Annotated in this window: 16 protein-coding genes; 7 read left to right on the top strand and 9 right to left on the bottom strand. The window is 65.7% G+C overall.

Translation table 11 applies throughout. The features are described 5' to 3' along the window. The first annotated feature begins 31 nt into the window (after positions 1 to 31). Positions 32 to 1,075, top strand: a complete 1,044-nt coding sequence (locus WIT60_RS06930) for a CDP-6-deoxy-delta-3,4-glucoseen reductase (protein ID WP_339583201.1) — start codon at positions 32 to 34, stop codon at positions 1,073 to 1,075. Positions 1,076 to 1,120: 45 nt separating this feature from the next. After that, entirely contained in the window at positions 1,121 to 1,540 is a 420-nt protein-coding gene (locus tag WIT60_RS06925) for an HIT family protein (protein WP_339583200.1), read from the top strand. A gap of 39 nt (positions 1,541 to 1,579) precedes the next feature. Here WIT60_RS06925 and WIT60_RS06920 read toward each other — a convergent pair whose 3' ends face one another. From WIT60_RS06920 to WIT60_RS06885, 8 genes are all read right to left on the bottom strand, one after another. Beyond that, positions 1,580 to 2,350 (bottom strand): metallophosphoesterase family protein, encoded by a 771-nt coding sequence (locus WIT60_RS06920; RefSeq protein ID WP_339583199.1) that lies wholly within the window; start codon positions 2,348 to 2,350, stop codon positions 1,580 to 1,582. Positions 2,351 to 2,353: 3 nt separating this feature from the next. Then, positions 2,354 to 2,800, bottom strand: a complete 447-nt coding sequence (locus WIT60_RS06915) for an SRPBCC family protein (protein ID WP_339583198.1) — start codon at positions 2,798 to 2,800, stop codon at positions 2,354 to 2,356. A 97-nt stretch (positions 2,801 to 2,897) separates the two neighbouring features. After that, a complete protein-coding gene (locus WIT60_RS06910) occupies positions 2,898 to 3,647 on the bottom strand; it encodes an ABC transporter ATP-binding protein (RefSeq protein WP_339583197.1) in 750 nt (249 codons plus the stop codon). 10 nt (positions 3,648 to 3,657) lie between these two features. Further along, positions 3,658 to 4,434: an ABC transporter ATP-binding protein gene (locus WIT60_RS06905; RefSeq protein WP_339583196.1), complete on the bottom strand. Its 777-nt coding sequence runs from the start codon at positions 4,432 to 4,434 to the stop codon at positions 3,658 to 3,660. After that, positions 4,431 to 5,528 carry a branched-chain amino acid ABC transporter permease gene (locus WIT60_RS06900; RefSeq protein ID WP_339583195.1) on the bottom strand — a complete coding sequence of 366 codons (1,098 nt, stop codon included), beginning with the start codon at positions 5,526 to 5,528 and terminating at the stop codon, positions 4,431 to 4,433. Before WIT60_RS06900 ends, WIT60_RS06905 begins: the two co-directional genes overlap by 4 nt. Before the next feature lie 17 nt (positions 5,529 to 5,545). Further along, positions 5,546 to 6,469, bottom strand: a complete 924-nt coding sequence (locus WIT60_RS06895) for a branched-chain amino acid ABC transporter permease (protein WP_339583194.1) — start codon at positions 6,467 to 6,469, stop codon at positions 5,546 to 5,548. Positions 6,470 to 6,603: 134 nt separating this feature from the next. Next, positions 6,604 to 8,079, bottom strand: a complete 1,476-nt coding sequence (locus tag WIT60_RS06890; RefSeq protein WP_339583193.1) for an aldehyde dehydrogenase family protein — start codon at positions 8,077 to 8,079, stop codon at positions 6,604 to 6,606. 63 nt (positions 8,080 to 8,142) lie between these two features. Next, the gene (locus tag WIT60_RS06885) at positions 8,143 to 8,784 is read right to left on the bottom strand and encodes a hypothetical protein (RefSeq protein ID WP_339583192.1); all 642 of its coding nucleotides are present in this window, start codon (positions 8,782 to 8,784) and stop codon (positions 8,143 to 8,145) included. Positions 8,785 to 8,939: 155 nt separating this feature from the next. Here WIT60_RS06885 and WIT60_RS06880 point away from each other — a divergent pair, with 155 nt between their 5' ends. The 4 genes from WIT60_RS06880 to WIT60_RS06865 are packed head-to-tail and all read left to right on the top strand — an operon-like array spanning position 8,940 to position 12,403. Beyond that, on the top strand, positions 8,940 to 9,200 hold the full coding sequence (locus WIT60_RS06880; RefSeq protein WP_084819831.1) for an RNA-binding S4 domain-containing protein: 261 nt from the start codon (positions 8,940 to 8,942) through the stop codon (positions 9,198 to 9,200). A gap of 59 nt (positions 9,201 to 9,259) precedes the next feature. Beyond that, complete coding sequence (locus tag WIT60_RS06875; RefSeq protein ID WP_339583191.1) at positions 9,260 to 10,906, top strand: acyl-CoA synthetase; 1,647 nt, start codon at positions 9,260 to 9,262, stop codon at positions 10,904 to 10,906. A 16-nt stretch (positions 10,907 to 10,922) separates the two neighbouring features. Beyond that, positions 10,923 to 11,675, top strand: coding sequence for a class II aldolase/adducin family protein (locus tag WIT60_RS06870; protein WP_339583247.1), 753 nt, complete (start codon positions 10,923 to 10,925; stop codon positions 11,673 to 11,675). Next, positions 11,672 to 12,403, top strand: a complete 732-nt coding sequence (locus tag WIT60_RS06865) for a hypothetical protein (protein ID WP_339583190.1) — start codon at positions 11,672 to 11,674, stop codon at positions 12,401 to 12,403. Before WIT60_RS06870 ends, WIT60_RS06865 begins: the two co-directional genes overlap by 4 nt. Positions 12,404 to 12,483: 80 nt before the next feature. Here the strand turns inward: WIT60_RS06865 and yihG are convergent, their stop codons facing one another. Further along, positions 12,484 to 13,362, bottom strand: coding sequence for a 1-acylglycerol-3-phosphate O-acyltransferase, YihG family (yihG, locus tag WIT60_RS06860; RefSeq protein ID WP_339583189.1), 879 nt, complete (start codon positions 13,360 to 13,362; stop codon positions 12,484 to 12,486). A 218-nt stretch (positions 13,363 to 13,580) separates the two neighbouring features. Here yihG and ppk2 point away from each other — a divergent pair, with 218 nt between their 5' ends. Next, positions 13,581 to 14,498, top strand: coding sequence for a polyphosphate kinase 2 (gene ppk2 / locus WIT60_RS06855; protein WP_339583188.1), 918 nt, complete (start codon positions 13,581 to 13,583; stop codon positions 14,496 to 14,498). Positions 14,499 to 14,583 lie beyond the last annotated feature (85 nt).

Raw genomic sequence — 14,583 nt, 5'->3', positions numbered from 1 at the left:
GCCCTGTCTTCGTCCGGAGTGTGAGTCCATCATGAGTTTTTCCGTCGCCATCCAGCCCAGTGGCCGCAGCTTCACCATGGAGGCCAACGAAACGGTGCTGGGCGCTGCGATCAACGCCGGCATCGGCCTGCCCTATGGCTGTAAGGACGGCGCCTGCGGTTCGTGCAAGTGCAAGCTGGTGTCGGGCCAGGTCAGCCACGGCTCCCACCAGGACAAGGCTCTGAGTGCCGCCGAAGCGGCCGCCGGCTACCTGCTGACCTGCTGCGCCAAGCCCGAGAGCGACCTCGTCATCGAAGCCCGGCAGGTCGTGGCCCTGGGCGACCACCCGCCCGTCAAGATGCCCACGCGTGTGACCCGCCTCACCCGCGTCGCGCCCGATGTGATGGTGCTGCGCCTGCAACTGCCGGCCAACAACAGCTTTGGCTTTCGCGCCGGCCAGTACATCGAGTTCATCCTGAAAGACGGCCAGCGCCGCAGCTACTCGATGGCCAACGCCCCGCACGCCGTCAAGGAAGCCGGACCGGAAGGCATTGAGCTGCACATCCGCCACATGCCGGGCGGCCTGTTCACCGATCAGGTGTTCAGCACGCTGAAAGAGAAAGACATCCTGCGCGTGGAAGGCCCGTTTGGCACCTTCTTCCTGCGCGAAGACTCCGAGCGTCCCATCGTGCTGCTGGGCTCGGGCACCGGCTTCGCGCCGCTCAAGGCCATCATCGAGCACATGCGCCACGCCGGCATCAGCCGCCCGACCACGCTGTACTGGGGCTGCCGCAGCCGGGCCGATCTCTACCTGCACGACTGGGCGCAGCAACAGGCCGCCGAGCTGCCCTGGCTCAGCTACGTGCCGGTGCTGTCCGACGCCAAGCCGGAAGACGCGTGGACTGGCCGAACCGGTTTCGTTCACCAGGCCGTGCTGGCCGACCTGCCTGACCTGTCGGCCCACGAGGTTTACGCCTGCGGAGCCCCGATCATGGTGCAATCGGCACGCCAGGACTTCACCACGCAGGCCGGCCTGCCCGAAGAGTTCTTCTACGCCGACGCCTTCACCAGCGAGGCCGACAAGCACGGCGCTTGAGCACTCCGCGCGCTCAAGCCCTTCCAACCCTTTCACGGAGTTGCCATGTCCTACGACTCGAACAACATCTTCGCCAAGATCCTGCGCGGCGAGATCCCCTGCATCAAGCTGTACGAAGACGCCCACACGCTGGCCTTCATGGACATCATGCCGCAGGCCGAAGGCCACGCGCTGGTGATCCCGAAGGAGCCGGCCGTGACCTTGTTCGAGCTGTCGGATGCAGCCGCGCAGGCCTGCTTGGCCACCGTGCGCAAGATCGGCAACGCGCAGAAGAAGGGTTTGGGTGCCGAAGGCGTGGTGCTGATGCAGCTCAATGGCGAAGGCGCCGGCCAGACTGTGCCGCACTTTCACATCCACGTGATTCCCGGCTCGATCGCCGACCTGCGCAAGCCGCACGCCACGCACATGGCCGATCCGGCCCACCTCAAAACGGTGGCCGACAAGATCGTGGCCGCGCTGGCCTGATCTGGCCGAACAGCGCTCGGAGCGGGCGCGCCACGCCCCTCAGGTCCGTGGCATGAAGCCGGTTTGCAGGGCATGCGCCCACTCGGCCCGCCCTCGCTGACGCGCCAACTCGGCCATGGCCACGTGCGGGTAGGGAACGGCCAGCAAGGACACCGTCCACGCCGCACCGCAGCGCTCGACGATGGCGTAGCGGGCGTCGGGTGAACCCATCTCCACCCGGTGGTGCATCGGCTGGACATCGTCATAGGCCGGCCGCCCGACACTGCCGGGATTGACCACCCAGGCACCGGTGGCACTGCGCATCACCCGCGGCACATGGGTGTGGCCACAGGCAATCAGACTGGCCTGCACCACGTCCATCTGCGAACCCAGTCGTTCGCTCAACTCGGCCTGCGTGGCCATGCGCACGACGCCCTGCCCGTCGCCCACCGGCTGCACGGTCTCCATCAGGTAAGCCGCGTCGCTGCGAGGGGTGGCGTGACACAGGAACACTTCGTCCGACCACGCATGCCAGGGACGCTGCGCGGCCATCCAGGCCCGCTCGGCCTCGCCCAGTTGCGCACTGGCATGGCCGTCCGACGCCCCTTGCTGGTCCAGCGGGGTCTGCAACATCTGGCGTTCATGGTTGCCTGCCAGGCTGAACCAGCCTTCGGCCATCAGGCATTGCGCCGTCTCCTTCGGCAGCAGGGGGCCGGAAAGGCTGTCACCGAGGTTGAGCACCGCATCCACCCCCCGGCGGCGAATGTCGGCACGCACGGCCTCCAGCGCGGCCAGATTGCCATGGATGTCGGAGACCAGGGCCAGGCGCATGGCTCACACGGGGATCTCGGCCTCGACCAGCAAGGCGAGCAAGGCCAGCGACTCCTGCCAGCCCACATGACAGTCTTCGGGCGGAATGGCCTCCGGGATGCCCTCCTGCACGATGCTCAGTTCGGTGCCGCACGACACGTGTGTGAAGTTCACCGTCACCCGCATGGCGCCGGGCAGGCCTGCGTCATCGAACGCATCGGTGTGACAGATGCGGGTGTAGGGCAGCAACTCCAGGTACTCACCGCCGAACGAATGCGTCTGACCCGTGGCGAAGTGCGTGAACGACATCCGAAAGCGACCGCCGACCCGTGCGTCCAGCTCATGGACCTCACCGGTGAAGCCATGGGGTGGCAACCACTTGACCATCGCCTGCGGATCGAGGAAGGCGCGGTAGACGCGCTCAGGCGGCGCACGCAGCACACGGTGAAGGCGAACGGTATGGCCTGACATGGCGGCTCCTTCGTTGGCCTCACAAGGCCTGACGCTGCAGCCTACCCCGCCCGCCACGCAGGGTCAAGACGGCGACGGCACCGCCCGCCCCGAGGCTTCAACCGCCCAGATAAGCCGCCTGCACCTGCGGATTGCCCAGCAACTCCCTCGCCGGACCCGACAGAACGCACTCACCCGAGTCGAGCACATAGGCCCGGTCGGCCAGCTCCAGCGCGCGGTGGGCGTTCTGCTCGACCAGCAGCACGGTCACGCCCTGCTGCGACACGTCGCGCACCACCTCGAAGATCGTGTCCACCATGATGGGCGACAGGCCCATCGAAGGCTCGTCCAGCAGCAACAGCTTGGGGCGCGCCAGCAGCGCTCGCCCCATGGCCAGCATCTGCTGCTCGCCGCCCGACAAGGTGCCGGCCAGCTGCTTGTGACGCTCTTTCAAACGCGGGAAGCGCTGGTACACCGCCGCAATGTCGGCCTCCACCTCGCCGTCCTTGCGCAGGTAGGCGCCCATGCGCAGGTTCTCGTCGATGGTCATGCGCGCGAAGATGCCGCGGCCTTCGGGCACCATCACCAGGCCCTGGCTGACCAAGTCCCACGGGCCTTGGCCGATCAGGCTCTGGCCCTGGTAGCGCACCTCACCCGACTGGGGCTTGAGCAGGCCGCAGATGGCCTTGAGCGTCGTGGTCTTGCCCGCGCCGTTGGCGCCGATCAGGCTGACCAACTCGCCCGGATGCAGCACCATGTCCAGGCGCTTGACCGCCTGGATGCCGCCATAGGCCACATGCAGATCGCGCACGGCCAGCAAGGGCTCAGCAGCGCTCGAAGAAACAGAAACAGCAGCAGACAACGTCATCGCAAGGCACTCAAGCAGGCTGGTGGGACTGGCCCAGGTAGGCCGCGATCACAGCGGGATCGCGCTGCACGTCGGCTGGCAGCCCATGGGCAATGCGCCGCCCCTGGTCCAGCACCGTCACCTGGTCGCACAGGCCCATCACCAGCTTCACATCGTGTTCGATCAGCAGCACGGCACGCCCCTGGGCGCGGATGCGCTCGATCAGTTCACGCAGTTGCACCTTCTCGGTGGCGTTCATGCCGGCCGCAGGTTCGTCCAGCGCCAGCAGCTTGGGCTCGGTCGCCAGGGCGCGGGCAATCTCCAGGCGACGTTGGTCGCCGTAGCTCAGCGTGCGCGCGGTCTGGTGGTGCTTGCCCGACAGGCCGACGAAATCCAGCAAGGCCTGGGCATCGCGGGTGATCAGGGCTTCTTCGTGCATGAAGGCGCGCGTGCGCAGCAGGGCCTGCCACCAGCCCACTTTCGTGCGCACATGGCGCCCCACCCGCACATTGTCCAGCGCCGACATGTCGGCAAACAGGCGGATGTTCTGGAAGGTGCGCGCGATGCCGGCCTGCGCCACCTTGTGCACCTCGGTCGGTCGGTAGGCGCGACCCGCCAGCGTGAAGCGACCCCGGTCGGCCGGCACCAGCCCGGTGATCACATTGAAGAAGGTGGTCTTGCCTGCGCCGTTCGGGCCGATCAGGCCATGCACCTGTCCGGGCTCGATGGTGAGCTCGACCTCGCTGAGCGCCTGCAAACCGCCAAAGCGTTTGGACACGCCGGACACCGTCAACAGAGGGTTGCTCATGCGCGACCTCCCTTGGCCTCACCCGGGATCAGGCGATCTTCCGGGTTCGGAGAGGGCCACAGGCCCCGTGGCCGCGCCAGCATGATGCCGATCATGGCCAGCGCGATCAGCAACTGGCGAAGGATGGATGCATCCAGGCGGCCATCCGTGAGCGCTTGCAAGGGCCCCGCCACATGGCGCAGCACCTCGGGCAAGGCGGCCAGCAGGAAGGCGCCCAGGATGACGCCGGGGATGTGCCCCAGTCCGCCCAGCACCACCATGGCCACCACCAGCACCGACTCTTGCAGGCTGAACGATTCGGGCGAAACAAAACCCTGGAAGCTGGCGAACAGCACCCCGGCCACGCCACCGAACATGGCTCCCAGGCCGAAGGCCAGCAGCTTGAGGTTGCGCGTGTTCAGGCCCATGGCCTTGGCCGCGATCTCGTCTTCACGGATGGCGATCCAGGCGCGGCCCAGGCGCGAGTCGTGCAGGCGCAGGCTGATGACCACGGCCAGCACCACCACCGCCAGGAACAGGTAGTAGTACAGCGTGACCGAGTACAGCGTGAAGCCCCCGATGTGCAGCGACTCGCCCAGGCTCAAAGGCCCGATGTGGATGGGCTCGATGCTGCTGATGCCCTTGGGGCCGTTGGTGATGTTGACCGGCGCATCCAGATTGTTCATGAACACGCGGATGATTTCGCCAAAGCCCAGCGTGACGATGGCGAGGTAGTCACCACGCAGCTTGAGCGTGGGGGCGCCCAGCAGCACCCCGGCCATCGCCGCCACAGCCGCCCCCAGCGGAATGGCGGCCCAGATGGGCAGGTGCAGGCCGTTGGGGAACATGGCCGCCACGGCCGGCAGGTTCTCGACCAGGTGTGGCGACGCCAGCAGCGCGAACAGATAGGCGCCCACCGCATAGAAGGCGATGTAGCCCAGGTCCAGCAGGCCGGCAAAGCCCACCACGATGTTCAGTCCCAGCGCCAGCAGGATGTAGAGCAAGGCGGTGTCGATGATGCGCACCCAGGCTTCGCCCACGCCTTGCAAGGCCAAGGGCAGGATGGCCAGGGCCACGGCGCTGATCAGGAAAACGTGCAAACGGTTCTTCAACATGGCTCGACCTTTACCCATCACGCCCGGTCGGCCACGCGCTCACCCAGCAGGCCGCGCGGTCGCAAGGTCAGCACCAGGATCAGCACCGCGAAAGCGAAGATGTCCTGGTAGTGGCTGCCCAGCACGTCGCCCGTCAGCTCACCGATGTAGCCCGCGCCCATCGCCTCGATGACGCCGAGCAGCACCCCGCCCACCATGGCCCCGCCCAGGTTGCCGATGCCACCAAACACCGCTGCCGTGAACGCTTTGAGGCCGGGCAAGAAGCCCATGGTGTGCTGCACCGAGCCATAGTTGGCGGCCCACATCACCCCGGCCAGGGCGGCCAGCGCTGCGCCGATGATGAAGGTGGCCGAGATGACCTTGTCGGGCTGCACACCCATCAACTGCGCCACCTTCGGGTTCTCGGCCGTGGCGCGCATGGCGCGACCCAGCTTGGTGCCATGGATCAGCGCCAGCAGTCCTGCCATGGTCAGCGCCGTCACCACCAGGATCAGAATCTGCACCAGGTTGATCGTGGCGCCCATGAACTCATAGGGCTCGTCATTGAGCAGGATGGGATAAGGCTTGTAATCGGGCTTCCAGATGATCATGGCCATCGTCTGCAGCAGCAGCGACATGCCCATGGCCGTGATCAGCGGCGCCAGTCGGGGCGCATTGCGCAGCGGCCGATAGGCCAGTTTCTCGATCGCGTAGTTCAGCGCCATGCACACGGCCATGGCCGCCATCAGCGACAGGCTCAGCAGCACCCAGCCGGGCCAGCCGGTGTCGCCCAGCAGGGTGACCACCGTCCAGCTCACCAGCGCCCCCACCATCAGCACCTCGCCGTGGGCGAAGTTAATGAGGTTCACGATGCCGTACACCATGGTGTAGCCCAGGGCCACGAGCGCATACATGCTGCCCAGCACCAGGCCATTGATCAGTTGTTGAATGAAGATGTCCACGATCCGTGAGGCATGCAAAAAGCCCGCCAGGCAGGTCGAAACCAGCAGGCGGGCAGTGTCGAAATCAAACGGCTGGGATTATCGGCCATTCACAGGGTGACACCCCTGGGGGATCACCCTTCTTCCGCGGTGATTCACAGGGGCAGGCGGTACTTCAGCATCCCCAGGAACTGCGAGACCATGCGGCGCTTGAGGCCCGTGTAAGGTGGGTAGAACAGCATCTTGGCGGCGTTGATCGAGCCACCCTTGAGCACGCCACGCTCGTGCGAGAAGGTCTTGAAGCCGAACTCGCCGTGGGCGTTGCCGATGCCGGAGTTGTTGACCCCGCCGAACGGCAGGTTGCCCTGCGCGTAATGCAGCACCACCTGGTTGATGGCCACACCACCCGAGCTGGTCTGCGCCAGGATGCGGCGCGTACGCGCCTTGTCCTGGCTGAACACATACAGCGCCAGCGGCTTGGGGCCTTCGTTGATCTGGCGCACCACCTCGTCCACGTTGCGGAAGGTCAGGATGGGCAGCAGCGGGCCAAAAATCTCTTCCGACATGATGGCCGCGTCGCGGGGCACCTGATCGAGCAGCGTCGGCGCGATGTAGCAGCCCGCCACGTCCACCTCGCCACCGGTCAGGGTGCGCGCGCCCTTGGCCACGGCGTCTTGCAGCAGCCCGGCAATGCGCTGGGTGTGACGCTGGTTGATCACGCCCGTCAGGTCGCGGCAGGCACGTTGCGCCTCGGGCGTGGCGCCATAGCGCTCGGCCAGCACCTTGCGGCATTCGGCCACGAAGCGATCTTTCACGCTCTCGTGCACGAACACGTGGTCGGGCGCCACACAGATCTGACCACAGTTGGTCAGCTTGCCCCACAGCATCACCTCGGCGGCGTTGCGCACGTTGGCCGTCTCATCGACGATCACCGGCGACTTGCCCCCCAACTCCAGCGTGACACTGGTGAGGTGCTTGGCCGCCGCTGCCATCACCACCTTGCCCACGGCCGGTGAGCCGGTGAAGAAGATGTGGTCGAACGGCAACTCCAGCAGCGCCGTGGACGTGGGCAAGCTGCCCTCGAACAGGGCCACTTCGTTGGACGGGAAGGTGTCGGCAATGACCTGGGCCATCACGGCGCTGACCGAGGGCGTCATCTCCGAAGGCTTGAGGATGACGGTGTTGCCGGCCGCCAGTGCCGACACCAGCGGGCCGAAACACAGGTTGAGCGGAAAGTTCCACGGCGCGATGATCAGGCAGCGGCCCCGCGGCTGGTACTCGATCCAGCTTTCGGTGAACAAGGTGCCGATGGTGGGGCGAACGCGCTTGGGCTGGGCCCATTTTTTCAGCGAGCCAATGGTGTGGCGGATCTCTTCGAGCACCGGCATGAACTCGGTGCCGTCGACCTCGATGGCGGGCTTGCGGTAGTCCTTCTCGAAAGCCGCATAGAAATCGGCGCGGCGGGCCAGCATGGCCTCGCGCAGCTTCTTCAAGCGCGCAATGCGCTCGGCAAGCGTCGATTCGCGCCAGGCCAGCGACGTGGCCAGTTGCGAGTCGAAGACCCGACGGATGTCGGCGGGATCGGACTCCCCGGTCTTGGGATCGACAAGGTGCATCACAGGTCGGGTCATGAGAACTCCAGGTTCAACGATCGAGATCAGGCCACATCAGGATGGGAGACCCACCCGCCGAGATCAGGCCTTCTTGGTTTTGGCAGGGACGGCCTTTTTGACGGCCGCTTTCTTGGCTGGGGCCTTGTTGGCGACCACAGCCTTCGGCGTCGCGGCCTTTTTGGCGGGCACCTTCTTGGCTGGGGCCGACTTCACCGCCGTCTTGGTGGCGGTGGCCTTCTTCGCCGCTGCGGGTTTGGCCACCACGGGGGTCGTCGGCTTGGAAGCGGCCTTCTTCACAGGTTTCACCGGCGCCTCGGTCGCCGCAGCCGGTTTCGCCGGAGCCTTTGCGGGCGCTTTTGCAGGTGCCTTCACCGTCGGCAACTTCACCGCGACCTTCTTGGCGATTGCGGGGGACACTGCCTTCTTGGCTGTCGGCACACGCACGCCCTCGGCGCTCAGACCGGCACGGATCAGACGTTCGGTCAGGGCATTCAGGTCCCCGCCCTCTTGCTCAGCCAGGGCACGCAGGCGCTGCACCAACTCATCCTTGAGCTTGCAGGCGAACGGCACCAAGCCCGCCGCCTGGTCCAGTCGACGCTGCTCGCGGCGATCGGGCACCGCGGTCGAGGCCACGCCAAAGCGCGTCGGCACCGGGGCCTTCTGCACGCCTTCGCGCAGCTTGATGGCTTTGTTCTTTTCCAGGTCGGTTTTCTTCATGCTCATGGCGAGGCGGTCCCCTCACGGGACAAAATAGAGGTCGGGCACGCGGATCGCACCGTATCTGAAAACAGCGTGATCCACAATCCCGAGATTGTGCACGGTGAAACCCCTCTTGTGCCCTCGTCCATCCCCCTGACAACCCTGAATCGCCCCCCACCATGCCCCTGCAACAGATCACCTTTCCCCTGCGTGGCGAATTCATCACCCTGGACCGCCTGCTCAAGGCCTGCGGCCTCGCCGAAAGCGGCGGACGCGCCAAGACCATGGTGGCCGAAGGCATGGTGCAGGTTGATGGCCGCGACGAGCTGCGCAAGACGGCCAAGATCCGCGGCGGTCAGGTGGTGAGCCTGCACGGTGCCCGCATCAAGGTGCTGCCCGATCCTGATCTGGATCAGGTTTCCCCCGACAACGGGGATTGACCCGAGGCCACGCCTCGCCACTTGAGGCACGATGCAGGATTCCCACAAGGAGAAAACCGATGCCGAACATCTACGCGCAAGACCTGCCCAAAAACGACGCCAACTTTGCAGCCTTGACCCCGTTGCTGTACCTGGAGCGCTCGGCGCTGGTCTACCCTGACCGCCTGGCCATCGTCCACGGCGCCCTGCGCCAGACCTGGTCACAGACTTACACACGCTGCCGCCAGCTCGCCAGCGCCTTGCAACGGCACGGCATCGGCAAAGGTGACACGGTGGCCGTGATGCTGCCCAACACCCCCCCGATGGTCGAAGCGCACTTCGGCATCCCCATGTCGGGTGCCGTGCTCAACACGCTCAACACCCGCCTGGACGCTGAAGCACTGGCCTTCATGCTCGACCACGGCGAAGCCAAGGCCGTCATCGTCGACCCCGAATTTGCCGCGGTCATGAGCCGCGCGCTGGCGATGCGCCAGTCCACCCACCCGGTACTGGTGATCGACACCGAAGATGCGCTGTACGCCGGCACGGTGCAACGCATCGGCAGCCAGACCTACGACGACTTCGTGGCCAGCGGTGACGCGAACTTCGCCTGGCAGCTGCCCGAGGACGAGTGGGACGCCATCAGCCTGAACTACACCTCGGGCACCACCGGCAACCCCAAGGGCGTGGTCTACCACCACCGCGGCGCGGCGCTCAACGCCATCTCCAACATCCTGGAGTGGGACATGCCCAAGCACGCCGTCTACCTGTGGACGCTGCCCATGTTCCATTGCAACGGCTGGTGCTTCCCCTGGACGGTGGCCGCGCGGGCCGGCGTCAACGTCTGCCTGCGCCGTGTTGACCCCAAGGCCATCTTCGACGCTATCCGGGCTCACAAAGTGACCCACCACTGCGCCGCGCCCATCGTGCTGTCGGCCATGATCGCCGCGCCGGACGCGCTCAAGCAGGGCATCACCCACCAAGTCAAGAGCATGGTGGCCGGAGCCGCGCCCCCCGCCGCCATGATCGAAGGCATGGAACAACTGGGCTTTGACCTCACCCACGTGTACGGCCTGACCGAGATCTACGGCCCCGCCTCGGTGTGCGTGAAGCACGAAGCCTGGGATGCGCTGGACGTGGGCGAGCGTGCCCGCCTGAACGCTCGCCAAGGCGTGAACTACCACCTGCAGCGCAACGTCACCGTAATGGACACGATGACCATGCAGCCCGTTCCCGCTGATGGCGAGACCATGGGCGAAATCATGTTCCGCGGCAACATCACGATGAAGGGCTACCTCAAGAACCCCAAGGCCACGCAAGAGGCCTTTGCCGGCGGCTGGTTCCACACCGGCGACCTGGCGGTGATGTACCCCGATGGCTACGTCAAGATCAAGGACCGCAGCAAGGACATCATCATCTCGGGCGGCGAGAACATCTCGTCCATCGAGGTGGAAGACGTGCTCTACCGCCACCCCGCCGTGATGGCCGCCGCCGTGGTCGCCAAGCCCGACCCGAAGTGGGGCGAGACGCCGTGCGCCTTCATCGAACTGAAGGCCGGTGCCCAAGTCACCGCCGAAGACATCGTGGCGCACTGCAAGGCCCACCTGGCCGGCTTCAAGGTGCCCAAGGCTGTGGTGTTTGGCGAGCTGCCCAAGACCTCGACCGGCAAGATCCAGAAGTACGAGCTTCGCAAGGTGGCTGGCTCGGCCGATGCCATCGACGTCTGAGGTCCGCCGCGTGAACATGCCTTCCTTGAAAGACCAGGTCAGCGCCGAAGAATGGCAGTTGCGCGTGGACTTGGCCGCCGCCTACCGGCTGGTGGACCTGTATGGCTGGAGCGATCTGGTCTTCACCCACATCTCGGCGCGCATCCCGGGGCCCGAGCACCATTTCCTGATCAACCCCTACGGGCTGATGTTCGACGAGATCACGGCCTCCAGCCTGGTCAAGGTGGACTTGCAGTGCAACAAGGTGATGGACTCGCCCTTCCCGGTCAACCCGGCGGGCTTCAACATCCACAGCGCCGTCCACGAGGCACGCCACGACGTGGGCTGCGTGATGCACACCCACACAGTGGCGGGCGTGGCCGTGTCGGCACAGCGTGAGGGCGTCTTGCCCATCTCGCAGCAAAGCACCTTCGTGCTGAGCTCTCTGGCGTACCACGACTACGAAGGGGTGGCCTTCCGCGAGGAAGAGAAGCCCCGACTGCAGGCCGACCTGGGTGACAAGCGCTTCCTGATGCTGCGCAACCACGGCCTGCTGGTCGCCTCGCGCACCATCGCCGACGCCTTCCTGAACATGTACCTGTTCGAAAGCACCTGCCGCATCCAGCTGGCCGCCCAGTCGGGCGGGGCCGCCCTCACCGAGGTGGACCCTGGCATCATGTCGGGCGTGTCGCGCGCCAGCAAGGTGCAGACCGGCGGCCAGGGCGGCAACTTCGTGTGGCCGGCCCTGATCCGCAAACTGGACCGGGTGGACCCCAACTACAAGACATGAAGCAGTTCTGGATCGTGAGCGGCCTGGTGGTCGCAGCCTTGGGCGCCAGCGCCCTCATCGTGGGAGGCGGCATGTGGTCAGGCCAACACGATGCCCCCGCCGCCACCCACGACATGCCCTGGCAAGTGCAAGCCCTGCCTGGCGGTGGCAGTCAGGTGCTGGGCCTGACGCTGGGCGAGGCCTCTGCCGGCCGCAGTACCCTGGGCGACATCCAGCGTCGCTGGGGCGATGCGGTGCAGATTGCCATCGTGGCCGCGCCCAACGAGGTCGGCACGCTGGAAGCCTATGTGGACCCGATGCAGGCCGGCTTCATCAGCGGCAAGGCCATCATCACGGCCCACCTGCCGCCGGACGTCATCCAGGGCATGCGCGAGCGTGCCGTCAAAACGGAATACATGGGCGGCACCACGCGCAAGGCCACGCTCGCCAGCACCGACCTGGCCGAGGCCCTGAAAGCCCCGGTCACCGCCGTGAGCTTCATCCCCGCCGCCAATCTGGACGAAGCCATCATCCTGAGCCGCTTTGGCCAGCCCGCTGAGCGCGTGCGCAGCAACGGCCACCTGGTGCACTTCCTCTACCCCGACAAGGGGCTGGATCTGGCGCTCGACAGCGAAGGCAAGGAACTGCTGCAGTATGTGGCGCCCGCCGAGTTCGAGCGCCTGCGTCAGCCTTTGCTGGCCGCAGCATCGGCCGCTGCTTCAGGCGCCTCCGCCCCTGCCGCGCCTTGATCAGGCCGGCGCCCCGGTCTTCCGACCCGGGCGGGCCCTCGGCCTGGCGGGCTCAACCGCCCGCCATCACGTACCCGCCATCACTTGCCTGAATAACGGGCCTTGATCTCACCGATCTCACGGTCCTTGGCCTCCCACAGACCCTGCACCCAGGTCTGGATGGTGGCGCGGCTGGGGGCCTGGCCTCTCTCGTCCACCAGCACTTCCTTGGGAATCTTCACTTCCTTGACGGTGACCACCACCTCGTCCACGCGGCCCATCAGCAGGTCGGTGAAGGTGGGCACGCCGTGCGGATAGACGATGGTGATGTCGAGCATGCAGTCGAACATCTCCCCCATGGTTTCCAGCGCCATGGCCACCCCACCACTCTTGGGCTTGAGCAGGTGCTGATAGGGCGAGCGCTGCTGGTCGTGCTTGGCCTTGGTGAAACGCGTGCCCTCCATGAAGCTGATCACCGAGGTCGGGATCACGCGGAACTTCTCGCAGGCCTTGCGGGCCGTCTCCAGATCCTTCTGGGCACTGACGCCGCCCTTGCGCTTCATGAAGGGGAAGTCCAGCGCCCACCAGCACAGGCCGATCACCGGCACCCAGATCAGCTCCTGCTTGATGAAGAACTTGAGAAACGGGATGCGACGGTTGAACACGTACTGCAGCACCAGGATGTCCACCCAGCTCTGGTGGTTGCTACTGACCAGGTACCAGCCCTGGCGACGGAAGCCCTCATGGCCCGAGACCTGCCAGCGGGTGTGACCCACCATGTCGATCCACCAGTTGTTGGCGCCGATCCAGCTCTCGCCGATGCCGTTGATCACGGCGTCGAACACGCGGCGTGCCGGCTTGAAGGGCAGCAACAGCTTGAGCAGGGCAAACGGCATCATCAAGGTGAAGCCAATCAAGGTGCTGCAAGCCAGCACCAGCGAGGCAAAAGTGCCCCTGATGATTCGGACGAACTGAGACATGGGGTGCGACAGACGCCAAGCGTCTTTTCGAAAAAGCGACAACCCGGGATTATGTGCACAGATGTGCATCAATTCGTCCATCCCCCTCAAGACCGGGAGCAGGGACCCGCTGCCAGCCCGGGCATCCCCTGGCATGATCACCAAATCGACACACGACTGTGGCAAGGTGGGAAGCTGCTTTGTCCTTTGTTCCGCCTTTTGCCCCCGCCCTCTTTCGCATGAGCTCCACATCCAAACCTGTTCTCGACGCCGACATGCTGCGTCGCCTGCAAGACGACGCCATCGACAGCTACGACGAAGAGCTGGAGATGGAGGTTGATGACCGGCTGCTGGAAGGCACCATCGGCATGTCGCCCGAGGCCCGCGACCTGCGCCGCCTCTACTTTCGCGAGCTGTTCCGCCTGCAAGGTGAGCTGGTGAAGCTGCAGGACTGGGTGGTCGCGACCGGCCAGCGCGTGGTCGTCATCTTCGAAGGCCGAGACGCGGCAGGCAAGGGCGGCACCATCAAGCGCATCACCCAACGCCTGAACCCGCGCGTGTGCCGCGTGGCCGCCCTGCCCGCGCCCAACAACCGCGAAAAAACGCAGTGGTACTTTCAGCGCTACGTCGCTCACCTGCCCGCCGCCGGTGAAATCGTGCTGTTCGACCGCAGCTGGTACAACCGCGCCGGTGTCGAGACCGTGATGGGCTTTTGCACCGACGACGAGCTCGAAGAGTTCTTCCGCTCGGTGCCCGAGTTCGAGAAGATGCTGGTGCGAAGCGGCATCCGCATCATCAAGTACTGGTTCTCGGTGTCCGACGACGAGCAGGAAGCGCGCTTCCTGGGCCGCATCCACGACCCGCTCAAGCAGTGGAAGCTCAGCCCCATGGACCTGGAAAGCCGCCGCCGCTGGGAGGACTACACCCGAGCCAAGGAGGTGATGCTCGAGCGCACCCACATCCCCGAGGCCCCCTGGTGGGTCGTGCAGGCCGTGGACAAGAAGCGCTCGCGCCTGAACTGCATCGCGCACCTGCTGTCTCAGTTCGACTACCACGAGATCGAGCACCCCCCGGTGCAACTGCCCCCGCGTGAGCGCCGCGAGGACTACATCCGCCAGCCGGTGCCGGCGAGCATGTACGTGCCCGACATCTACTGACCCACAGCCTGGCCGCACCGGGCCGCTGCGGGTCTCGATCGGATGACCCCGCATTGGCACAGGCGGGCCCGCTCGCGCTACCCTA

The sequence above is a fragment of the Aquabacterium sp. G14 genome, from assembly GCF_037482285.1.
Lineage (GTDB): Bacteria > Pseudomonadota > Gammaproteobacteria > Burkholderiales > Burkholderiaceae_C > Aquabacterium.
The sequence above is the reverse complement of the archived record's forward strand: the minus strand, read 5'-3'. Positions and strand labels throughout refer to the sequence as shown.

What these genes read in the sequence shown, in the direction of transcription:
- WIT60_RS06930 (WP_339583201.1), top strand. Translation starts at nt 32, where the DNA reads ATGAGTTTTTCCGTCGCCATCCAGCCCAGTGGCCGCAGCTTCACCATG.
- WIT60_RS06925 (WP_339583200.1), top strand. Translation starts at nt 1,121, where the DNA reads ATGTCCTACGACTCGAACAACATCTTCGCCAAGATCCTGCGCGGCGAG.
- WIT60_RS06920 (WP_339583199.1), bottom strand. Translation starts at nt 2,350, where the DNA reads ATGCGCCTGGCCCTGGTCTCCGACATCCATGGCAATCTGGCCGCGCTG.
- WIT60_RS06915 (WP_339583198.1), bottom strand. Translation starts at nt 2,800, where the DNA reads ATGTCAGGCCATACCGTTCGCCTTCACCGTGTGCTGCGTGCGCCGCCT.
- WIT60_RS06910 (WP_339583197.1), bottom strand. Translation starts at nt 3,647, where the DNA reads ATGACGTTGTCTGCTGCTGTTTCTGTTTCTTCGAGCGCTGCTGAGCCC.
- WIT60_RS06905 (WP_339583196.1), bottom strand. Translation starts at nt 4,434, where the DNA reads ATGAGCAACCCTCTGTTGACGGTGTCCGGCGTGTCCAAACGCTTTGGC.
- WIT60_RS06900 (WP_339583195.1), bottom strand. Translation starts at nt 5,528, where the DNA reads ATGTTGAAGAACCGTTTGCACGTTTTCCTGATCAGCGCCGTGGCCCTG.
- WIT60_RS06890 (WP_339583193.1), bottom strand. Translation starts at nt 8,079, where the DNA reads ATGACCCGACCTGTGATGCACCTTGTCGATCCCAAGACCGGGGAGTCC.
- WIT60_RS06885 (WP_339583192.1), bottom strand. Translation starts at nt 8,784, where the DNA reads ATGAGCATGAAGAAAACCGACCTGGAAAAGAACAAAGCCATCAAGCTG.
- WIT60_RS06880 (WP_084819831.1), top strand. Translation starts at nt 8,940, where the DNA reads ATGCCCCTGCAACAGATCACCTTTCCCCTGCGTGGCGAATTCATCACC.
- WIT60_RS06875 (WP_339583191.1), top strand. Translation starts at nt 9,260, where the DNA reads ATGCCGAACATCTACGCGCAAGACCTGCCCAAAAACGACGCCAACTTT.
- WIT60_RS06870 (WP_339583247.1), top strand. Translation starts at nt 10,923, where the DNA reads ATGCCTTCCTTGAAAGACCAGGTCAGCGCCGAAGAATGGCAGTTGCGC.
- WIT60_RS06865 (WP_339583190.1), top strand. Translation starts at nt 11,672, where the DNA reads ATGAAGCAGTTCTGGATCGTGAGCGGCCTGGTGGTCGCAGCCTTGGGC.
- yihG (WP_339583189.1), bottom strand. Translation starts at nt 13,362, where the DNA reads ATGTCTCAGTTCGTCCGAATCATCAGGGGCACTTTTGCCTCGCTGGTG.
- ppk2 (WP_339583188.1), top strand. Translation starts at nt 13,581, where the DNA reads ATGAGCTCCACATCCAAACCTGTTCTCGACGCCGACATGCTGCGTCGC.